Here is an 18805-nt window from a genome sequence, read left to right as displayed (position 1 = left end):
TGTGTAACTCCCTTTCGTTGTTAGATTCAAATAAGTAGCTTACAATTAGATTGTATACAATTTAAATCGAAATGCAACTCGTTTGCTCACGATAGGAGGAATTTTTTATGAACCCGTTAGCTTTAGATGAACAACTCTGTTTTCCGTTTTATGCGATTTCGCGTGAGATCACGCGTCGTTATCGTCCGTTACTTGAACCACTTGGTCTGACGTATCCGCAATATCTCGTCATGCTCGTCGTCTGGGAAGAGGAGGGACAATCGCTGAAAGCCATCGGTGAACGGCTCCATCTTGATTCGGGAACGTTGACGCCGTTACTGAAGAAACTCGAAGCGGCAGATCTGTTGCGACGCGTCCGTAAGCCGGAAGACGAACGGCACATCCAAATCTTTTTAACGGATGCTGGTCGTGCGTTAAGGAAACAAGCAGAGACTGTTCCGCTTGATCTCGTCCAGACACTCGACGTCGACGAAGAAGACTTACGCGTCGTCAAAGCGGCACTGAATCGTCTCGTCATGAAAATGAGCGACCCGGATTAACCGGATCGCTCATTGTCTTATTTACGGCGGAAACCTTCTTCTTCAAGATAGTTCGCTGCTTCCTTATACGAGTTGAATGCACCGTCTAAAAGATCACCAGCGTAGACGAGCCACGTGTCGATGTCTTCATTGAGCAACGTTAATTCGAACTGGTTATCGTTGACCCATGTTTCTTCGAGTGTTTCGACCGATTGGACCGTCGAGAGTGCTTTGATTGCATCTTCTAATAAGAGAATTAAAGCAGGCTCTGAAAATTCACGGATATTAACGAATCCTTTTTCGTCCGTTTCATAACCTGGTAGACCAGCGGCATAGACGAAGCCGTTCCCGTTCGGATGCAAATGATAGACGAGATTCTTCTTCTCATACTGACTGTCCGGGAATTGGAAATTGACGCGTTTTAGCGAGACATCTTTGCGGACGAGCTGTGGGAAAGTCTCGATAATTCGTAATTTTTCTTCAAAAGTTAACATGGTTCCTCCTTGGTGTTACAGTTCTTCACTTCTATATATGCGATGAAATCATACAAAATGTCAACCGCTGTCTGAAACTAAGCGACGATTTTAACCGTAAATGGAAACGAAAGGAAGTGTTTTTTTGATGTCTACTGTACAATGGCATACGCTGCCAGAACGATCGATTCGAGCAGAACGGCTCGGATTGTTGCCGTTACACGGCTTGATCGCCGTCATTTTGATCGGAACGACGATTACCCAAGTCATGTGGCTCGACCTGACACCTTGGTGGATGGGCATCGCCGGTCTGCTTTGGCTGATCTATTTCATTCCCCGTATCGTCTACATACCCGTTCTTCGCTTGAAGTATATGCGTTATCGCATCGATGAGGAATTTCTCGTCGTCCGCAACGGCATCTTCTTCCGCCGCGAAGTCACCGTGCCGCTCGTCAAGGTGCAATTGATCGATAGCCAAACGGGTCCGATTCTGCGTCGCTATGATTTGATCACACTGGATATTCGAACGGCATCCGGCTTCGTCACGTTGTCACGACTCGATCGTGCGCAAGGAGACGTGCTACGCATACAAGTCGAACGCTTCGCGAAACTCGAGGAGCGGGAGGAGGAATCGTTATGACCCGGCGTGTCCACCCGCTGTTCATCGTGATGTCGAGTATCTCGATCATCCGCTCGCTCCTGATTCCGTTCGCCGCCTTGATTTTAAATGCGATCCGCAAAGGCGAGATCAACACCTATACGTGGATCGGGATCAGTGTTGGGATTGTGTTCGTCCTCTTATACGGGATCGCCTCCTGGTATTTCTATACGTTCACGATTGATGCCGAGACGATTCGGGTCCGCAAAGGAATTTTTCAAAAAAGTGAACGGACGACGCAACGTAAACGGATCGAGTCGATCGGCATTCAGCAAAACGTCATCGAACGACTGTTGCGTCTTGCGACGTTGACCGTCGAGACGTCGTCTGAGAGCGGAACACCAGAAGTCGAATTAAAAGGGATCCGTCTTGATTTTGCGAAAGAACTGAAATCGTCGATCAAAAATGAGGGGCAACTCGTCGTCGAAGAACAGCAGGCGGAAGTCGCCTATACGATCCCGGTCCGCGATTTGGCATTAGCTGGTGCCTTGTCGGGACGCGTCGGACTAGCGCTCGTCGGGATCGGGACCGCCTATCAATTCATCGATCAGTTCATTGAACGTTATGTCGATCGACTGTTCTCGGAACTCGCGCATTTATCGTTGTTCGTTTTGACGGGACTTGGCGTACTCGTCTTACTCGTCATCTACATCGGCTCGATCATCGTCTATATCTTGAAATACGGTTCGTACCGTGCCGTCTTGCAACACAACCGATTGTTGATCGGGTACGGGATGTTGAACCGGACCGAGGTCGCGTTTCATGCTGATAAGATTCAAGCCCTCGTCATTCAGGAAAGCTGGATTCAGCGTTTGATCGGTCGAGCGAGTCTGTCCTTACACATCATCTCGGCGACCGGAGAGAAGGAGCGACTGTTGCTCCATCCATTCATCCGGACGAACGAGATTGATCCGTTCCTAGCGACATATCTGCCGCGCTTTCGTCAGTTCAGTCCGCAGCATGAAGTCGCACCGATTGGCTTTCGCTACCGGGTTCGTTGGCCGTTACTCGGTTATGCGCTGTTATTTACGGCACTAAGCAGTATCGCCATCATCGTCCTTGATTCTTCCTGGCGCTTCTTAATCTTGCTTCTGTTCATCTGGTTACCGTTCTATTACTTCGCTGTGCGCAGCGGTTACCGAAAGACCCGTTTCGGAACCGGTCACGATCTCTTGATGTTACGCAAACAATGGGTCCAAAAAGAGACCGTCTATACGCCGCGACTGAAGATTGAGGAATTGACCTGGTCCGTCTCCCGCTGGCTCGAAGCAAAGGAGATTGCCCGGATTGAGATTCAACTGCGGGGCAATACTGCCTTTAACGCGCTCTATTTTGAACGAACAGATATCGATACCTTACAGCGCTGGTATAAACAATCGTTCCTTTCGACCCCGTTAGCAGGGGAAGTGAAAACCGACGACGAATAAGGAAAGACTCACTGTCGGAAAGGAAGCGAAGCACATGCGCAAATGGGGAATCGGCATCGTGTTGCTCGTCACGTGTCTGCTATTGTTCATCGTCTATGATGGATACCGGATGCAAGAAACATTGATCGGTCAGTCGGACGCTTCTCCGATTCTGAAGACGACAAGAAACGGACAAGTGACGAACGACGAGACATGGTTCAAACAAACGAGCGAGACGCAGCAATGGTCGAAGGACGGGATCGTCCGCTTCGGACGTTATCTACCGGTTGACGGTAGCAAACAGACGGTCCTCCTCGTTCCGGATGAGATGATGTTTTCACAGACCGGTGTTTATGCGCTTGCCCGTTATTACCATGAGGCTAATTTCAATGTCTTACTCATCGAACGGCGTGGGCAGGATCGAAGCGGTGGCGTCCGGAATTACGGTTGGCTCGATCGACTGGATGTCTTGGAATGGACGAAACGCCTGCTTGCTGAAAACGGAGACGATACACGAATCGTCTATCACGGACTCGGTGTCGGCGCAGCGACCGTCTTACTCGCTTCTGGCGAGACCGTACCAACCCAAGTCCGGGCGATCGTCGCTGAAGGAGCTTACGCCCGACTCGACGACTGGCTCAGTCTACTTGCGGACGAACAGATCCGTTACCCGGCACTTCCGTCTCTGACGATCGCGAGCATGTGGAACAAGGGCGAGCAAGATTTCTTTTATGGTGACGTCTCGGTGACCCGTCAAGCAACGAAGAGTCGGGTTCCGACGATGTTCATTCATGGAATGAAGGACGAACTCGTTCCGGTTCGGATGATGTACGAACTGTATCAAGCAAAAACGGGATTAAAACAATTGTATCCAGTTCGCGATGCCGGTCATGACGAGACGTACACGATGGACCCGGATAACTACGAAAAACGATTACGCTTATTCTTGCAACCGTACTTGCGGGAGATGTAAAGAAGGGAAGACTGATGCATGCAGACGACACATCCATCCTACTTCTGGGTCGGATCCGACGAACCATTCGTCGACACGAAGCAGATTGACCAGATTGGTCGAGTGACGCTCGGACGATTCGGAGGCTGCTCAAGAAGCGGTCAATATAAAAACGAAGACGGGGCTGCCATCTTAATCGGCGACGATTGGGAGATGACCGTCGTCTTAGACGCTCATAAGACAGCGGATAGTGCGGCACTTGTCTTACAGCAGTTAGCACAACACGAGTCGCGCATTCGGACTGATCTTGATGCCCCACTTACGGACGCATTCCAACGAATCGAGACGACCGTGCTGGATTTCTTTCAAGATCCGGACTTTTTAGCGGCGTGTGCGACGTTGCAAGGGGAGACAGCGTGTCTGATTGCCGTCCGGAAAGGGCGGTTCATCTGGTGGTTCTCGGTCGGTGACGTCGTCTTGTATCTGTTTCAACCGGAGCTGATGAAGATGGGACAAGCCGCCTTGAACCAGCGGCAATTCTATGAATGGATTGGACGCGCGAACACGTTTGCGTTACCGGTGCCGAGTTATACAAGAGGCGTCCGCGAATTGCGCCAAGGCGAGAATCAGTTGTTCGTGACGACGGATGGTTTGCTTGAGTGCCCGGGAACCCCATATGCTAACGCGATGAAGATCGAGGAAACTTTACGATCAGGTGGTGTCAAAGAACTTCTCTCGACGATCGAGGCACAGGGTGTTCGTGACAGTACGACGGTCGTTACATGGACCGTCACGATTGACGAACGCGTCACCCAACCTAGTGATACATGAAATAACCCGCGCTCCTGCTTGAGCGCGGGTTATTATTATTCTGTTTCAGGCGTTTGTTCCTGTTGCTGATCGAGTTCGACCGGTTCTTGGTCCACAGGTGGCTTCGCTTCAGCCAACGGGAAGGCGATGCCCGCACTTGTCAGCAAGGTGATCAAGGCGGCGCTCGTCAATGTTTGACGCATGGTCCGACACGTCCTTTCTGTCTGATTCCGACACTATATTTTAATAATTCTGAACATTCTTCATCGTTTCGTCAAGCAATCTTTTACTTCCATTACGTATTTTTCCCAAAAACCCAGTATACTTAAACATGAAAAAGGGGGAAATCGATTGAAATTAACGAAAGCCAACACACGTCTATTAGAAACCGTTTTACCACGCTTGAACCTGAATGTCGCAGAACCGGACCGGACGGAGATTGAAGACCGTCTGCGGGCAGATATCTATGAAGCCCAGCGGAAACAGCGTCCATTCGAAGAGATTCACGGACTATCGGTCGAAGCACGCCTCGATCAGATGATTGCTGAATTACCACAACGACACCGGATGGAGACACAAAAACGCTGGACGCGAAACTATGTCTCGTCGATCCTGATGTTCATCTTCATCGAAGGGATCGATGGATTGTTCCAATTCGCTTTGATTGACTACTTATTCTTCTCGATCATCGCTCTATTCTTGATCGACGCGATGTCACAAGTCATCACGGCACCGAAGCTTAAACAAGTCAAACCGCGGGTGTGGATTCAATTCGTCATCAGCTTCATTTTATTTTCAACCTACAAGGCACTGCTCGTGACGGTCTTCCCGGCACCAGACGTCTTAATTCAAGTCAGCGGAACGCCGTCTTATCTCATCGGCATCGCGGGACTCGTTGGTCTCTACATCTACTGGTCAAAGAATCCGTTACGAAAGCGCGGCGCATAATTCGCGAGAGGAGAGGATTGCGTGGAGTTCACACATTGGAAACGACGGCTGCAAGATCATTTCGAACGAATGGGCTTTTCCCTACTGACGGAACGATTAGCATCGCAGGACATGGTCAAGCTCGAAGCGACACATGGTGCCTTCCTGTTCTTTCCGGTGACGATCCATCTGTATGAGCGGTCCGGCTGGAAGATGGTCGCCTTCGAGGCAAAGACGGAGGAGGAGCCACAACTCGTCGAGCAGCAGATTGCGTCGTTGTTCCAACTCTTGATGGTGACGTTCCAAGAAGAAGAGCGCGAGTTCCTACTCGGATTTCATGCGAATACCGGTCGTTACCTGACGGACCGTAATGCACCCGTCGGACGGCTCGTCCGTCTGATCGAAGAGTGTTGGTATGACGGTGACGTCCTGCGAGTCGACACATTCGATCCGTTTCCGGGACTGTTCGTCGCACCACCTTTTGCCCATCAAAGTTATGCCTTCATGCCGGAAGAACGAACGTGGCGCTTATCCGTCGGGCGCACTGGACGTCCGGCGAACGATTATCGATTCGACGGAACGATTTTATCCCCACACCGCTTACCGGAATCGGAATTATTCACCGTGACACCAAAGACGGTCCCGTTAGAAGACGATAACGCGATCCGGACTTTACTGGAAACAGAACGACAGACGATCGCTAAGTTCCATGATCGCGCCATGGCGACGATTCGGGCGTACGATCCATCATTTGGTTTTGCTTGGCGCGGGACGCAGACATTTTTCCACGGTGTTCCGGTCAATCCATTCGCACAGCGCTTGTGGCTCGAGAACGGCGTGACGCGATACCGGATTCTACAACAAGGATCGACGCGATTGCTTGCTTCCGGTGAGACGTGTGACGCTGTCATCGAAATGCTCGATGATGCCGTCAGCAGTGAAGAACCGGATGGTCAATCCGTCAGTCCGATTGGTCAACTGATCCTCGGGATTTGGCAACAGATCGAGTCGGACGAAGCAACGTATATCACGAACGTCGATTGCCACGGCATCTCGCGTACACAAGCCGATAACCGGATCCGCCACGCGCTAGCACGACAAGAGACGATCGAGTGGGTGCACCGGGCACCGAACGAAGATGATATTTGTCGCTTTGCCGGTCTGACGTTGACCTTCCCGCATCGTCCACCGGGTGTCATCACGATTGAACGAGCGGAAGCAGAATAACACGAACAGGCACGTCCGCGAGTAAGCAGACGTGCCTGTTCGTTTTTTTAGTGCGCGTGCTGTGACAATCGATGAAAGACGACGGACAGACTGTAATAGATCATTGCTGTCAGAGTAGCGATCGTAAAAGAAAGCGGCAGGTCAAATTCGTCCTTCGTCGTCAAGAGAATCAGGAGACTCGCAATCACGATGCCGTACATCCCATAACCAACGACTGTCGGCACATACGCTAGTGTCGTTGAAGAACGATTAATGATCATGCCGATGATAAAGTCAAGTAAAAAGCCGGACAGCAAGATGATTGGCAAGGCGAATAAGACGTATGACAAAAATGTTGAACCGAATGAATCATACATCGTATTCGCTTCCCTCTCTGTAATCGGTGTATATGATATGTACGTCAGCACAGTGCAAACGAGACCGGTTGTCATAATAACGGCAAGCAATCGCTTCAACATGAATTTTCCTCCTTTATTTTCCTTATTGAGTATACCAATCCACACCAAAAAACACACCCTACTGGAGGATGTGTAAAGAACGACCTATAACCCGAGCGACACGATTAGCCGTCGAACATCCTGATCCGCTTGTTTAGGTGTCAAAATCAACAGTTGATCGTCTACGAGGACACGTGTCTGACCACGCGGCGTCAGAATTTCATCTTCACGAATGATTGCAACGACGAGCACATCCTGGGGCATCTCGATATCCTGTAGCGTTTTTCCGGCAATCACACTGTTTGTCGAGACCCTGACCTCGATGATCTCCGCTTGTGGATGGGTGACGGTCATGAATTTCAGGAATGGTTCGACCGTCGTGTCGGGCTGTGTCTCTAGCCCCATTCGCCGGACGATCCACGGCAAGGCCGTTCCTTGCAAAAGAGCAGACGTCATGACGGTGAAGAAAACGATATTGAAAAGAAGCGGCGCTTCCGCGAGACCGCTTGAAAGCGGATAGGTCGCGAGAATGATTGGAACGGCGCCCCGTAATCCGGCTGCCGTGATGACACTCTGTTCTTTGACCGTGTATCGAAACGGCAGCAACGACAAGACGACGGCAAGTGGACGAGCGAGCAGGATCAACGTCAGGACGATGACGGCCGAGACGAACAAGGTCCGAGGATCGAGTAATTGTTTTGGAAAGACGAGCAGTCCGAGCATGATGAACATGCCGATCTCTGCTAAATGCGACAAGCTACCACTGAATCGTTTGAGCGTCTCGCGGTAGATCATGTCATGATTGTTGATCCAAATCCCGGTCAGATAGACGGCGAGAAACCCACTGGCGTGCAAAATCGTCGCGAGACCATACGAGAAGAGCGCCCCACTGAACAGAAGCGTCGGATAAAGGGCGGACGATGGCAACTCGATCCGGTTCAGCAGTTGTGTGACGAGATACCCGATCGCAAGACCAACTAGCGTCCCGAGTCCCATCTCGTAGATGAAGGACAGAATACCCGCACCGATCGAGAACGATTCCGGCGCTAACGCAAACGATGTGAACAAGATCGTCAGGAAGACGGCCATCGGATCATTCGTTCCGGACTCCGCTTCGAGCGTATGTTTGACTTTGGCATCGACCGGTCGTCCACTAAGCAGGGAAAAAACAGCAGCCGCATCAGTCGAGCCGACGAGCGCGCCGATCAATAGCGCGACCGGCCAAGAAAAATCAAGTAATAGATACGCAACGATGGCAATGATCCCGGTCGTTGCAAGGACCCCGACGGTCGCAAGCGACAGGGCAGCGGGGAGAATTTTCCGGAAGTGTGTCCACTTCGTATGCAAGCCACCGTCAAACAGAATCAGGACGAGCGCCATCGTCCCAAAGAGACGAGCTTGCTCGAAATCACCAAAGTTGATGATTCCTGTAACATCTGACCCTGCCACGATCCCGACGACGACGAACAGGATCAACGTCGGTACATTTAACCGGACGGCAAACTTCGTCGTGATGATCGCAATCAATAGTAACGTTCCTGCGACGAATAAGATCGTCCCTTCTTCCATCCGACCACCTCTTTCGTGATAACATGTTCTCCTTTTAGTATACGTTACTTTTTGAAATTTTCGAAAAATAACGTCAAAACGAGGTGTACAAACGAAAAGAAAAAGGAAAACTAGAAACAGAACTATTTGCGTTCAATACGGAACACAAGGAGGAAAAGGGATGAACATCTGTATCGTCACGGGTGCCAACTCCGGCATGGGGATGGTCACGATTCAAGAATTATTGGAGCGAGGAGATCGGGTCATCGCTACCGTCCGTTCGCAGAAAAAAGCGACGGCACTCGTGCAACTACTGCGGGAACATGGTGTATCGCATACGCACCTGGAAATCGAGATCGTCCAACTCGATCAACTGGACTCCGTCCGTCGCTTCGCGGATCGTCTGTTTGATTTAGTGGGTCGCATCGACCGCTTGATTTTAAACGCCGGTGTCATGGTACCGCCGTATCATGTCACGAAGGACGGCTTCGAATCACAATTCCAGGTCAACTACTTGAGTCATTTCTATTTGATTGAGCGCTTATTGCCGTTACTTGAGAAAGGGAACGACCCGCGCGTCATCTCGATTTCGTCGCTCGCAGGTGAAGGTGGCTTGATTCGGACCGACGTCGAACTTGAAGCAATCGCCCACGTCAAAAAAGAACACTATAGTCCGATGCGTTCTTACCGCGAATCAAAGCTCCTGCAAATGATTCATATGCGTGAACTGGCTGAAATACACGGCGACCGGATCACGTTCGTCAGCGTCCACCCGGGGATCGTCAATACGGATTTGTTCTATCGCGGCAAGTACGGCAAAGTGATGAAGACGTTACTCAAACCGGTCGCGCAAGTCGGGTACTGGACCGGAAAACTCTATACGCCGGAATACGGCGCAAAGACGGCACTCTATCTCGCAACAACCGACGATCCGCTTGACAACGGCGGCTACTATGCGGATTCCGCTCCACGACTCAGCAATCCGATCGTCGAAGACGACGAGTACCGGGCACAAGCACGGAATCTGTCGCGCCGCTGGGTCGAACTCGCCTGAATGACAAAAAAAACGACCGGCTCGTGGGAAGCCGGTCGTTTACCGTTGTGACGACTGGGGGTCAGATCACTCCTAAAGGATACGTTACATTGAAATAAAATTGTGGAATATGAAAAAAATCACAAAATAATGGGGAACGATGAAATCTTGAAGCAAAAAGGTTTTCTTCTCGCTGTACATTCGTTAGGATAGAGAAGAATTTTTTTGTAACAGGAGGAATAACATGATACGACAAGCTACATCAAAAGACGTTCGAAACATCGCAACCCTACTTGAGCAAAAAGCGCTCTCCCTCAAAGCCAGTGGCAGTAGCCAGTGGTCTGCTTATCTGGAGCAAGACATCGAACAACTCGTCGCGCGAGATTTAGAAGCCGGCCGCCTGTATGTCTTTGAGGATCAGAACGAGCTGCTTGGTTCCGTTGCCCTGCTTCCTTCGCTCGAATGGGATCAATCCTTGTGGGATGATGTAGAAGGTCTGTATATCCATCGAATCGTCGTCAGCGACCGCGCAAAAGGACGTGGTGTCGGTCGAAAACTACTGGAACACGCGATTGCAGTGACAGAGGATGAAGGAGAAATCCTACGACTCGACTGTGTCGCTTCAAACGAGTTTCTCAACGCGTATTACACGTCTTTCGGATTCGTCCATCAAGGAACACGGGACGGCTTCTCGATTTATGAGTATGAACGCATCGAAGCGACGGCTTGAAGCGGTTCAATCAAGACAACGGTCGTTTCGTTTGGTATGGTAATAGAAAAAGAACGGTTCAAGGAGTGATCGGATGCGATTGAATATCGGCTTCATCGGCTTTGGCAAAAGTACGACCCGTTACCATTTACCGTACGTGATGATCGAGGACAATTATCACGTCACCTGGATTTACAATCGGAAGGAAAAACCGGAGCTGTTCGCATCCTATCAGGATCGACTGCCGGATGCCCGTTTTACGACGGATCTGTCCGAAATGCTCGCTGACCCGGCACTTGATGTCGTCGTCATCAATACACCACCGGCGACACATTTCGAATACGCGTTGCTCGCGCTGCAACATCAAAAGCACGTTCTCGTCGAAAAGCCATTTACGGTGACGGAAGAGGAGACGAAGCGTCTATTTGCAGAAGCACATGCGCAAGGCGTCAAGATTCTCGCCTATCAAAACCGACGTTACGACAGCGACTTCCAAGTCGTCGCGCAAATCATCCGGTCCGGGAAACTTGGTCGTCTCGTCGAGGTCGTCTCGCAATTTGATCTATTCCGCCCAGAAGCGGCGTCAGCTGATGCGCGTCACGAAAACGGTGCGCTTTACGGACTCGGCGTCCATACGCTCGATCAAATCATCGCTTTGTTCGGAAAACCGGACAAGGTCGCCTTTGACGTGCGCAGTGTTCGACTGCCGCATAATCCAGACGACGCGTTTGCGATTGATCTCTATTATCCGGAGCTCAAGGTCAGCGTCCGGACGAGTCATGTCGCACTTGCCCCGGCACCCCGGTGGATGTTACACGGCACGAACGGCACGTTCATCAAACAACACGTCGACCGGCAAGAGCTCGACCTGAAAGCGAACTACTTCCCGGGAGAAGAGGGGTTCGGTGAGGATTCAGAAGACGATTATGGGCGTTTGATTTATCATGATGAACACGGTCATCTGCAAGACGTCCGGATTCCAAGTCCTGTTGGCGATTACGGTAAAATGTATCGCGCCTTTTACCGTAGTATCGTCGAGGACGCGCCGCTACCAGTCAAGGAAGAGGATACCTTGTTCGTCGCTCATCTGCTCGAACAAGCATTTGCGCAACCATCACCATATATTTTAACGATTAAAAATTAAATTTTATTTTGATTTCAGAAAGATGACAACTCGACTGTGCCCGTAGGCATGATCGAGTTTTTTTGATATAACGAACAAGGACGTTCCTCATTTTTCAGATTTTTCTAAAGAAATGTTGATTATTTTTTCAAAAAGTTGGGAAAAGGGGAACGAGTCACCAAATTACACCATAGGGGGTCTATCATGAAACGTTTTTTCTCCGTACTGCTGATTGCAGTCATCTTCGTTGGCGTACTCAGTCCTTCGCTCATTGCTGAAGCAGCAACGAAATTAACCGTGACGACGGATGTTTTGCGCGTTCGCGAAAAACCGTCGACATCGAGTAAGATTCTCGGAAAGATTTACAAAGGAAACGTCTACAGTTCAAAAGGCACGTCTGGCAGCTGGTACAAAATCAGCTTTAAATCCCGCACCGGCTACATACACAAGGATTTCGTCAAATCGTCTTCGTCGAAGTACACATCGACCGGGACGAAGTATACGACGGTCGGCACACTTAACGTCCGGACGGGTGCTGGAACGAAGTATAAGGTCGTAGGGCAGCTGAATAAAGGGGTTGCCGTCGCGACATACGGCACGTCAGGGAGCTGGACACGGATTCTCTACAAGGGAAGCTACCGCTATATCTCGACGCAATACGTCTCGAAGTCGAAACCATCGACGACGACGAAGAAGCTAAACGTCCCGTACTACAACCAATATTCACTCGGGTATCCATCTGGCTGTGAGTTCGTCTCGTTGAAGATGGCACTCGAATACAAGAAAAAAGCCGTCTCTGCTGCGTCACTCTATAAGCAAATGCCAAAAAGTATGAAGAACGCGACGTATAAGAACGGAAAGTATTACTGGGCAGATCCAGAAAAAATGTTCACGGGGAATCCAGCCGGTACGCTCGACTACTACAAGAACTGGGGCATCTACCCGAAAGGGATCCTACCACTTGCGAAAAAATACCGCAGTGGTGCCGTTGATATCTCGAAACAAGGCGTCTCGAAAATTGAGAGTGAAATCCGTAGCGGTAACCCAGTCATCGTCTGGGCAACGGTCGATTTCAAGAATCCATATGGCTACTTTTCTTGGATCAAACCGGACGGTAAAACATTCACAGGCTACCGGAACTATCACGTCATGCTCGTGACAGGTGTCTCAAGTGGTTCGTTCTACGTCTCGGACCCATACCGCGGCAAGTACAGTGTCAGTCGCTCGCAGTTCACATCCGTTTTCAATCAAACGGGACAATATGCGTTATCTGTTCGTTAAACCCTCATCCGGTCGCTCCGACGCGACCGGATTTTTGTCATTTTCAGGCATATCGATACGAAGTCTACTGTAAAATGAAGGAGTTCACCTGCTAGGTGTGTAAAAGAATGACAATGTATTCATGAAAGGAAGTGAAGAGATGGAAGATCCACGGATCACGCGTCTCGAGCAGGAGGTCGCGGCGTTACGACAACGAGTAGCTGCCCTTGAAGGACAGCACACTTCGCCTGTCGCACCTGAACCGAGCGAACCAGAAGTAAGTACAGTCGCTCGCCCAGCTCCGCGCCCTGCTTATACGAAACGAAAACCGGTTGTTCCTCCACCAACATTTAAGGAAAAACGCTCCCGCGAAGAATGGGAACAGGTCATCGCGACCGTCTGGTTACCCCGGATTGGAGCGATATTCGCTGCGCTCGGGGCTTTATTCCTTTTCTCCTACGCCTCGGTTGCCGGTCTGATCAGTCCACCTGTCCGCATCGGAAGTGGGGTCTTAATTGGTTTACTCGTCATCGCTCTCGGAGAATACCAGTATGAGAAGAAACGACGTGAGCTCGGGGTCGGACTTGTCGCGACCGGTACGATCGTCGCGTTGGCGGCACTGTTCGCCGGGATGGCCTTATATCAATTCTATCCACCGTCTTTAGCTTTCTTACTTGAGCTCGTCGTCGTCTTCATCGCGTACGGTTTGATGCTCTGGATGCGATCGCAAGCCTTGCTCGTCCTCGTATCCATCACCGGTTTCTTATTACCGTATCTACAATTATCAGACGAGCCGAACTTGCCGCTCTTCTTATTGTACGAAGTCGTCTTGTTCGCAGTGATCTTCTTTGCCGTTGACCGACTGAAGGCAAAAAAGGCGTTCGTCTTCGCTTGGATGATCTTTACGATCGCACTCGCGTTCGGTCTACTCTCGTTAGAGCTCTACTGGCTTGATGAACAGGTACCACGACTTGATGAGTGGTCGGTCTTACTTGCAGCACTCTTTGGTTACGGTGCGACGTCGTTCGTCGGCCGACGCATCCAGTTTCAGCCAAACGTCCCAAGCTGGCTTGCCGGAATTGTCGTCTTACTGACGTTACTGATCCTTGATTGGTCGTTCGGAATGCTGGTAGCGATTCTGTTCGCCGGAATTGCCTACGTGCTTGCGGAACGATTGAAGGATCACGCTCAAAACGGCGTCGGTCACGTTGCCTTACTCGTCGCCGTCCTCTTGATTCCGGCAGATGCCCTCAGCTGGACGTATCAACTACGCTACTTCTTGATTGCCGGATTGATCGCCGCATTTTGGTTCGTTCCGCGGGCGCGCATGCCACATCAACGGTTGTTTAACGTCGGCTTGTATGTCGTCTTTATCTTTTCAGCCGTCATTGATTATGAATCCTATCAAAACATAGGTTTGTCCTACGCTTTGACTGTTCTCGCGATGGTCGTCGCTTCAACGGCATTCGTCTTGCTCCTCGTTCAGACACATCGTGATCCGCTCTGGAAAGGGTCATGGCAACTTGTCCTCGTTTTAGCCGCAATCGGGGTTTTTACGACCTACACGTTGATCATCATGGAGTTACCATTCTACCGCGGTCTTGAAGAGACGGCGCGTAGTACGACGTTGTCCGCTGCCTATATTGTTCTCGCACTCGTCCTTGTCGCGATCGGTCGGATGCGGACGTCGTCGACGTGGCGATTGTCCGGATTGTTGCTACTGACCATCAGTGCCGTCAAGCTCTTACTGTTCGATTTGTCGTTCCTGAGCTTATTCCAAAAAGCGTTCGTCTTCATTGGCTTCGGGATCGTCACGTTCATCATTTCACGGACGTACTTCAAAAAACGCAAAGAACAAGCCTGATAGAGCGCTTGAATCGGTTGAAATAAACCGGTTCAAGCTTTTTTTTATTGCAAAAAATTTTTATTGATAACGATTATCATTGTCGTCTATACTATTTAAGGAACTGACTTAATTAGTAACAGGGGGAACCATACATGAAACAAGCATTATTGATGACAGGGGCGCTCGCCGTCGTTTTAGCAGGTTGCAGTGAAGCGAAACAGGCGGAGACACCAGCACCGAAAAAAGAGAATTTTGACCAGGTCGTTGAGGATTACCGGACGTATGCGATTAACGAAATCGATACGTTCGTCCGCGAGACGGAAAAATTCACCGATGCCGTACAGGCTGGCAAGCTTGAAGAAGCGAAAGCATTGTACGCACCAACACGGATGTATTACGAACGCGCAGAACCAATCGCGGAAGTGTTCGGTGACCTTGATCCGAAGATCGATGCGCGAGCAGGCGACGTGAAAGCGTCGGAATGGGGTGGTTACCACCGGATCGAGCAAGGGTTATTTGAAAAGGGAACGACAAAAGGTTATGAAGCGTACGCGAAACAATTGATGAAGGACGTCCACTTACTTCGGGCAAAGGTCGAGACGGTCGAGGTGACACCAGAATTACTCGTCACGGGGGCGACCGATCTGTTAAACGAGGTCTCGACGTCAAAAGTGACAGGGGAAGAAGACCGTTATTCGCATACTGATTTATATGACTTCGCGGCAAACGTCGAAGGGGCTGAAAAAATTTACGAACTATTGAACCCGGCGCTGAAAAAACAAGATGCGGCGTTATCAAAAGAGATTGCGGCTCGCTTCAAGGATGTCCATGCGTTACTCGACGCGAAGAAAAAGGGCGATGGCTATGTCCTTTATACGAGTCTCTCGAAACAAGATGTCAAACAGATGAGTGTCGCCATCAATGAACTCGCGGAACCGCTCTCGAAGATGGGCATCGTACTGGAGGGATAAGCATGAAACCAATCCAAGAAGGTGTCACGCGGCGTGACGTTCTTAAGGTCGCGGGCTTGACGAGTCTCGGTGCTGCCCTGTATGCCAGTGGTCTTGAAAAGTTTCTTCCGCGGACATTGACTGTTGAAGCCAGTGATCAAGAGCCGTTCTACGGTACGTATCAAGCGGGAATTCTGACTCCACCACAAAATCACGTCCAAGTCGTAGCGTTTGATATCAAGACGGACCGACGCGACGAACTCGTTGATTTACTAAAGCGTTGGACGCGATTATGCGCCAGACTTGCGGCCGGGTTACCATATGGCGACTCTGAGTCCCGTTATGTTCCACCGGAAGATACGGGGGAAGCGGATGGATTATCTGCCGGACACTTGACGTTTACGTTCGGGTGCGGTCCAAGTCTGTTTGACGGTCGCTTCGGCATCCGTCATAAACAACCGGATGCCCTTAAACCGTTGCCGACGTTCGATCTCGATCGTCTGGACGAAAAATGGAGCGGTGGCGACCTCGTCGTCCAAGTGTGTGGTGATGATGCCCAAGTCGTCTTCCATGCGATCCGTAACCTCGTCCGTGTCGGGCGTGGGACGGTCGCGATGCGTTGGTCGCAAGCTGGTTTCCAGCGCAGTAAAGCAGCAGATGCCTCTGGTGGGACGCCGCGTAATCTGTTCGGCTTCAAGGACGGCACGGGGAATCCTGACGTCTCGAAGAAGCAGGTCCGGAAAGACTCTCTCTTTTGTCAGTGGCAAGACGGGACACCATGGTTGACGAACGGCTCGTTCCTTGTCGTCCGTCGCATCCAGATGCATCTTGAAGTCTGGGACCGGACGATTCTAAAAGAGCAAGAACGGACCTTCGGACGCGAACGTGCTTCCGGGGCTCCGCTTGGCTCAACAGACGAGTTCGCTTCCGTCACACCAGCGAAACGACAAGCTCGTGGCGAAGCCGCCTTACCGGTTGACTCGCATACCGCTGTCGCACACGGGGACGGGAAGACAGCGATCTTACGCCGTTCCTACTCGTATCAAGACGGCATCGATGAAAAGACGGGTGCCCTTGATGCCGGACTGCTGTTTTTATCGTATCAGCGTTCACCGAAACAATTCATCGAGATTCAGCGTCGTCTTGCCGCACAGGACCGATTGAATGAATACATCACGCACCGTGGAAGTGCCATCTTCGCTTGCTTCGGTGGAATCTCGAAAGGAGGCTACATCGGTGATGCGTTATTTGCGTAATCTCGTCCTTGTATTTGTACTCCTTATAGCCGGTCAACACGCGGTGCCCGTCCATGCTGCATCGACGGATGATCTCTATGTCGCAATCGGACAAGCCCTGTCTGCCGTCGCAAGTGAAGATCGCGCGGCACTGAATCAAGCGATTGATGAACTGAATCAAGCATCTAAAGACTTACCTGATCAACAAGCGGCAATCACGAAAGCCGTCAAACAGGTCGATGCGAAACGATCGGCAGCGTTTCCGGAAGTCCGCGAGCAACTGACAGCTCTCTCTGCTGCCGTCCGGAAGCAGGAAGAAGCAACGAAACCGAAGACGGATCCGGTCGCGAAAGCAAAGGTGAAGCAATTGCTTTCGTTGACGAAAGAGATGCGGCAGGTCAAGGCGAGCGACCGTCCGGCAGCGGAGCAACGATTGTTGACCGCATGGGCGACGCACGAGAGTCTTGTTCGCAATGACAGTGTCGGTCACTATGGCAACATCGAGATGGCGCTCGCGTCGATCCGGATCGCGGCGGCGCGTGATTCCGCGGATACGAAGGAATGGCAAGCCGCACTTGATCAGTTCGATACGGCCGTTCAGTCTTTCCTCGACGGAGAGAAAGTCCAGGCGAAGAAAACGGGACTGCAGTCGCTGCTGACGCCACTCGAGGAGGCGCAAACCGCACTAGCTGAAAATGATTTACCGAAAGCGAAACAAGCACTCGAATCGTTTCTGAAGACTTGGCCACGTGCGGAAGGCGAGGTCCGGACACGTAATGAAGGTCTCTATTCCCAGCTTGAATCAGATGTACCACTGTTACTTGCCCGCCTGACGCCGGAAACGCGGGAAAAGACGGCACAAGAACTCCAGTCGTTTGAGAATGCTATCGCACAATTACAAACGAAGACGCATTATACGTTTGTTGATGCAATGCTCGTCATGCTGCGGGAAGGTCTCGAAGCGTTACTGATCGTCAGTGCGCTCGTTGCTTTCGCACGGAAAAGTCGTTCAAAACAAGAAGGGAAGGTCTGGGCAGGCGCTGGGCTTGGTCTGATCGCAAGCGGTCTGTTAGCGCTCATCCTCCAGACGGTCTTTCAGGCCTCGTTCGCGGCGACGGGTCGGGAACAAATTGAAGGCTACACGGGCATCGTTGCAGTCGTCGTCATGTTGTTCGTCGGCTATTGGTTGCACTCGAAAAGCGCCGTTGCGAAACGAAAACACTTTTTATCGACGCTTTCGACGACGTCCTTGTTCTTCGTCAGCTTCTTGACGATCTTCCGAGAAGGCGCCGAGACGTTGTTATTTTATATCGGAATGGCACCAGCGATGACGAAAACTGCCTTATTATCCGGAATCGGTCTCGCGATCATCATCATCGGTCTCGTCTCGTATGCGGTCATCCAGATTGGTGTCCGTTTACCGATCCATCGTCTGTTCCAAGTCGCGTCGTGGTTAATCTATCTAATGGCGTTCAAGATTCTTGGTACGAGTCTGCACGCGTTGCAGCTGACGAACGTCTTACCGATTCATCCGATCAATGGACTCGGAACTGCCGGGTGGATTGGTTTCTACCCAACGCTCGAGACGCTTATCCCACAAGTCGTCCTGATGATTCTGATTGCCTTGTTTACGATCTGGCAAAAGCGGCGTGCGTCTTCAATCCAGACTGCTGCTTGATCCATTTTTCAATTT

The 18805-nt window shown here is 50.8% G+C and carries 19 protein-coding genes; 15 read left to right on the top strand and 4 right to left on the bottom strand.

All coding sequences use genetic code 11. From position 1 onward, the window contains the following. Positions 1–107 precede the first annotated feature (107 nt). Positions 108–539, top strand: coding sequence for a MarR family winged helix-turn-helix transcriptional regulator (locus EXG77_RS08065; protein WP_023468293.1), 432 nt, complete (start codon positions 108–110; stop codon positions 537–539). 17 nt (positions 540–556) lie between these two features. Here EXG77_RS08065 and EXG77_RS08060 read toward each other — a convergent pair whose 3' ends face one another. Continuing rightward, positions 557–1012 carry a hypothetical protein gene (locus EXG77_RS08060; RefSeq protein ID WP_023468294.1) on the bottom strand — a complete coding sequence of 152 codons (456 nt, stop codon included), beginning with the start codon at positions 1010–1012 and terminating at the stop codon, positions 557–559. Between the two features lie 127 nt (positions 1013–1139). On the opposite strand from EXG77_RS08060, the gene EXG77_RS08055 reads away from it, so the two are divergent. The 4 genes from EXG77_RS08055 to EXG77_RS08040 are packed head-to-tail and all read left to right on the top strand — an operon-like array spanning position 1140 to position 4838. Then, positions 1140–1631, top strand: a complete 492-nt coding sequence (locus EXG77_RS08055; protein ID WP_035397397.1) for a PH domain-containing protein — start codon at positions 1140–1142, stop codon at positions 1629–1631. Further along, a complete protein-coding gene (locus EXG77_RS08050; RefSeq protein WP_035397394.1) occupies positions 1628–3076 on the top strand; it encodes a PH domain-containing protein in 1449 nt (482 codons plus the stop codon). The genes EXG77_RS08055 and EXG77_RS08050 overlap by 4 nt, the downstream gene beginning before the upstream one ends. A 34-nt stretch (positions 3077–3110) precedes the next feature. Beyond that, a complete protein-coding gene (locus EXG77_RS08045) occupies positions 3111–4028 on the top strand; it encodes an alpha/beta hydrolase (protein ID WP_035397391.1) in 918 nt (305 codons plus the stop codon). 18 nt (positions 4029–4046) lie between these two features. After that, positions 4047–4838, top strand: coding sequence for a protein phosphatase 2C domain-containing protein (locus tag EXG77_RS08040; RefSeq protein ID WP_035397389.1), 792 nt, complete (start codon positions 4047–4049; stop codon positions 4836–4838). A gap of 35 nt (positions 4839–4873) precedes the next feature. On the opposite strand, the gene EXG77_RS16320 is transcribed toward EXG77_RS08040, so the two are convergent. Further along, on the bottom strand, positions 4874–5020 hold the full coding sequence (locus EXG77_RS16320) for a hypothetical protein (protein ID WP_023468299.1): 147 nt from the start codon (positions 5018–5020) through the stop codon (positions 4874–4876). Positions 5021–5168: 148 nt separating this feature from the next. Here EXG77_RS16320 and EXG77_RS08035 point away from each other — a divergent pair, with 148 nt between their 5' ends. Both EXG77_RS08035 and EXG77_RS08030 read left to right on the top strand, forming a co-directional pair. Then, on the top strand, positions 5169–5765 hold the full coding sequence (locus EXG77_RS08035; RefSeq protein ID WP_023468300.1) for a hypothetical protein: 597 nt from the start codon (positions 5169–5171) through the stop codon (positions 5763–5765). 21 nt (positions 5766–5786) lie between these two features. After that, on the top strand, positions 5787–6971 hold the full coding sequence (locus EXG77_RS08030) for a hypothetical protein (protein WP_035397387.1): 1185 nt from the start codon (positions 5787–5789) through the stop codon (positions 6969–6971). Positions 6972–7018: 47 nt separating this feature from the next. On the opposite strand, the gene EXG77_RS08025 is transcribed toward EXG77_RS08030, so the two are convergent. Together EXG77_RS08025 and EXG77_RS08020 are read right to left on the bottom strand one after the other, a co-directional pair. Beyond that, positions 7019–7429: a hypothetical protein gene (locus EXG77_RS08025; protein ID WP_035397385.1), complete on the bottom strand. Its 411-nt coding sequence runs from the start codon at positions 7427–7429 to the stop codon at positions 7019–7021. An 84-nt stretch (positions 7430–7513) separates the two neighbouring features. Continuing rightward, on the bottom strand, positions 7514–8977 hold the full coding sequence (locus EXG77_RS08020) for a potassium/proton antiporter (RefSeq protein ID WP_035397383.1): 1464 nt from the start codon (positions 8975–8977) through the stop codon (positions 7514–7516). 160 nt (positions 8978–9137) lie between these two features. On the opposite strand from EXG77_RS08020, the gene EXG77_RS08015 reads away from it, so the two are divergent. From EXG77_RS08015 to EXG77_RS07980, 8 genes are all read left to right on the top strand, one after another. Beyond that, positions 9138–10010, top strand: a complete 873-nt coding sequence (locus EXG77_RS08015) for an SDR family NAD(P)-dependent oxidoreductase (protein ID WP_035397381.1) — start codon at positions 9138–9140, stop codon at positions 10008–10010. A 223-nt stretch (positions 10011–10233) separates the two neighbouring features. Then, the gene (locus tag EXG77_RS08010) at positions 10234–10719 is read left to right on the top strand and encodes a GNAT family N-acetyltransferase (RefSeq protein ID WP_023468305.1); all 486 of its coding nucleotides are present in this window, start codon (positions 10234–10236) and stop codon (positions 10717–10719) included. 73 nt (positions 10720–10792) lie between these two features. Continuing rightward, positions 10793–11842 (top strand): oxidoreductase, encoded by a 1050-nt coding sequence (locus EXG77_RS08005; RefSeq protein WP_023468306.1) that lies wholly within the window; start codon positions 10793–10795, stop codon positions 11840–11842. Between the two features lie 183 nt (positions 11843–12025). Further along, a complete protein-coding gene (locus EXG77_RS08000; protein WP_035397379.1) occupies positions 12026–13102 on the top strand; it encodes a C39 family peptidase in 1077 nt (358 codons plus the stop codon). A gap of 121 nt (positions 13103–13223) precedes the next feature. Continuing rightward, positions 13224–14945: a DUF2339 domain-containing protein gene (locus EXG77_RS07995; RefSeq protein WP_238987929.1), complete on the top strand. Its 1722-nt coding sequence runs from the start codon at positions 13224–13226 to the stop codon at positions 14943–14945. 134 nt (positions 14946–15079) lie between these two features. Beyond that, positions 15080–15898, top strand: coding sequence for an iron uptake system protein EfeO (gene efeO, locus EXG77_RS07990; protein ID WP_023468309.1), 819 nt, complete (start codon positions 15080–15082; stop codon positions 15896–15898). Positions 15899–15900: 2 nt separating this feature from the next. Next, a complete protein-coding gene (gene efeB, locus EXG77_RS07985) occupies positions 15901–17133 on the top strand; it encodes an iron uptake transporter deferrochelatase/peroxidase subunit (RefSeq protein ID WP_370448367.1) in 1233 nt (410 codons plus the stop codon). Further along, complete coding sequence (locus EXG77_RS07980) at positions 17117–18790, top strand: FTR1 family protein (protein ID WP_035397372.1); 1674 nt, start codon at positions 17117–17119, stop codon at positions 18788–18790. The genes efeB and EXG77_RS07980 overlap by 17 nt, the downstream gene beginning before the upstream one ends. The last annotated feature ends 15 nt before the right edge of the window (positions 18791–18805 follow it).

This window comes from Exiguobacterium sp. OS-77 (assembly GCF_000414195.2).
Lineage (GTDB): Bacteria > Bacillota > Bacilli > Exiguobacteriales > Exiguobacteriaceae > Exiguobacterium_A > Exiguobacterium_A indicum.
The sequence above is the reverse complement of the archived record's forward strand: the minus strand, read 5'-3'. Positions and strand labels throughout refer to the sequence as shown.